The organism is Streptomyces albidus (ex Kaewkla and Franco 2022), from assembly GCF_013870515.1.
Lineage (GTDB): Bacteria > Actinomycetota > Actinomycetes > Streptomycetales > Streptomycetaceae > Streptomyces > Streptomyces albidus.
Window position 1 is genome coordinate 1 of record NZ_JACBXA010000467.1, and the last position, 1,967, is coordinate 1,967.

At 69.8% G+C, this 1,967-nt stretch carries 2 protein-coding genes, 1 tRNA gene and 1 pseudogene; 2 read left to right on the forward strand and 2 right to left on the reverse strand.

The genetic code is table 11. From position 1 onward, the window contains the following. Together H5J26_RS30560 and H5J26_RS30565 are read left to right on the forward strand one after the other, a co-directional pair. A pseudogene (locus tag H5J26_RS30560) lies at nucleotides 1-310 on the forward strand (RNA helicase); the annotation flags it as partial. 66 nt (nucleotides 311-376) lie between these two features. Then, nucleotides 377-449, forward strand: a tRNA-Lys gene (locus H5J26_RS30565). Between the two features lie 149 nt (nucleotides 450-598). Here the strand turns inward: H5J26_RS30565 and H5J26_RS30570 are convergent. Beyond that, nucleotides 599-886 carry a hypothetical protein gene (locus H5J26_RS30570; protein ID WP_181769193.1) on the reverse strand — a complete coding sequence of 96 codons (288 nt, stop codon included), beginning with the start codon at nucleotides 884-886 and terminating at the stop codon, nucleotides 599-601. Nucleotides 887-1,183: 297 nt separating this feature from the next. Beyond that, nucleotides 1,184-1,967, reverse strand: a 784-nt coding sequence (locus H5J26_RS30575) for a citrate/2-methylcitrate synthase (RefSeq protein WP_181769194.1), incomplete at its 5' end; no start/stop codon positions are given.

Consider the following 1,967-nt stretch of genomic DNA (forward strand, 5'->3'; position numbering starts at 1 on the left):
TGGACCGTCTCTGGGCAGTGCGGAGGCGACCAACGGTGACGGTGACCGCGGCGGCTTCCGCCGCGACGACCGCCCGTCCTACAACCGGGACGACCGCCCGTCCTACAACCGGGAGCGGCGCGACGGCGACCGTGGTGGGTTCCGCCGCGACGACCGTCGCCCGGCCTCGTCGTCGACCTCGTCCTCGTTCGGTCGCGACGCCCGTTCGCACGACGACCGTCGCCCCCAGGGCCGCCGCGACGACCACCGCACCGGTGGTCGCTCCTTCGACCGCCGCACGGACAAGCCGCGTTGGAAGCGCAACAGCTGACACCTTCCCAGCACGAAGGCGAATGCCTTCGAAGCCCGGCGGACCGCCGGGCTATGCTGCGGGGGCGGGCCGTTAGCTCAATTGGCAGAGCAGTGGACTTTTAATCCATTGGTTGTGGGTTCGAGTCCCACACGGCCTACTTCCGCGTCGGTGGTGTCGCTCTCGCCGACCTGCGTACGAGCGCCCCGGCCGGGCTGACCGGCGGGGCGTTCTCGCGTTTGCGGACCCCTGAGTGGGCCCGGACCCGGCTTCGGCGGCACGACCGCCGCAGGCGACCGCGACCCCTCGTCACTCGTCGATGTCCTCGACCCTGCCGAGGTCGACGTTCCCCTCTTCGTCGAAGACCTCCCCGTCGTTGAACGAGCGGTGGACGACGATCACCTCGTAGTCCTCGTCGTTGAGGTCCTCGCACGCTTCGGGGCGGGGGTCGCTCGCGTGCTGCGGCGGGTTGTTCATGTGCGCGATCTTCGCGGCGCAGCTCTCCGCGACCTCTTTCTGGTCGGCGCAGCCGGTCAGCGCGAGCAGTAAGACGGGTACGAGGCAGGCGATGCCTGCCGCGTCGGGTCGGGTGCGCATGGTCCCCCTCTGGTCGTGTGGGGGGATGATAAATGCCGAACGCGCTTGCTCGTGGCCGAAGTTGCGCGCTCGAACGAGCGCGGAATTGATGAGCCGGTTCGGACTCGCATGCCGTACGCCGCTGTGAGACGGGGGCGCTCGCGGTCACCGCCGATCCCTCAACTACTGGGGTTGCTCCAGCAGTTCTCCATGCCGGCTCCAGCCGTACTCCAGGCCGCGCACGGAAGCAGCGGCGACGGCGCCGATTCGCGCCCCCGCCCTTCCTTCCGCGCCTTCTCCGGCTGACGCCGTACGGAGTCAGATCGCCGGCACCGGCTCGGGAGGAACGGGGCCCGTGTAGCGCGCGGCGGGACGGATGATCTTCGAATCCTCGGCCTGTTCAAGGATGTTGGCGCTCCAGCCGACCACGCGCGCGGCGCAGAACGTGGGCGTGAACATCGTGCGCGGGAGTCCGCTCAGTTCCATGACGACGGCGGCGTAGAACTCGACGTTGGTGTGGAGTTCGCGGCCCGGCTTGAGCTCTTCGAGAATCGCCTGGACCCGCTCCTCGACCTGCACGGCGAACTCGACAAGCGGGCCGCCGAATTCGCGGGCGATCTTCTTGAGCATCCGCGAACGAGGGTCCTCCGTACGGTAGACGGGGTGTCCGAAGCCCATGATCCTCTCGCCCGCCAGGACGTGTTCGCGGATCCACCCGTCGATGCGGTCCGGTGTGCCGATGGCGTCCAGGGTGTCCAGGGCGCGGCTGGGTGAGCCGCCGTGCAGCGGCCCCGACAGGGCGCCGATCGCGCCGGTGAGACACGCGGCGACGTCGGCTCCGGTCGAGGCGATGACGCGGCCCGTGAAGGTGGACGCGTTGAATCCGTGGTCGACGGTGGAGACGAGATAGCGCTCCACGGCGCGGACTTGACGCTGCGAGGGCTCCTGGCCGGTGAGCATGTGGAGGTAGTTCGCCGCGTACGGCAGGTCGTCCCGGGGCTCGACCGGTTCGAGCCCTTCGCCGAGCCGGTGCAGAGCCGTGAGCAGGGTGGGCACCAGCGCACACGCCGCCAGCGCGTCCTCGCGGCGTTCGCCGGGCGTG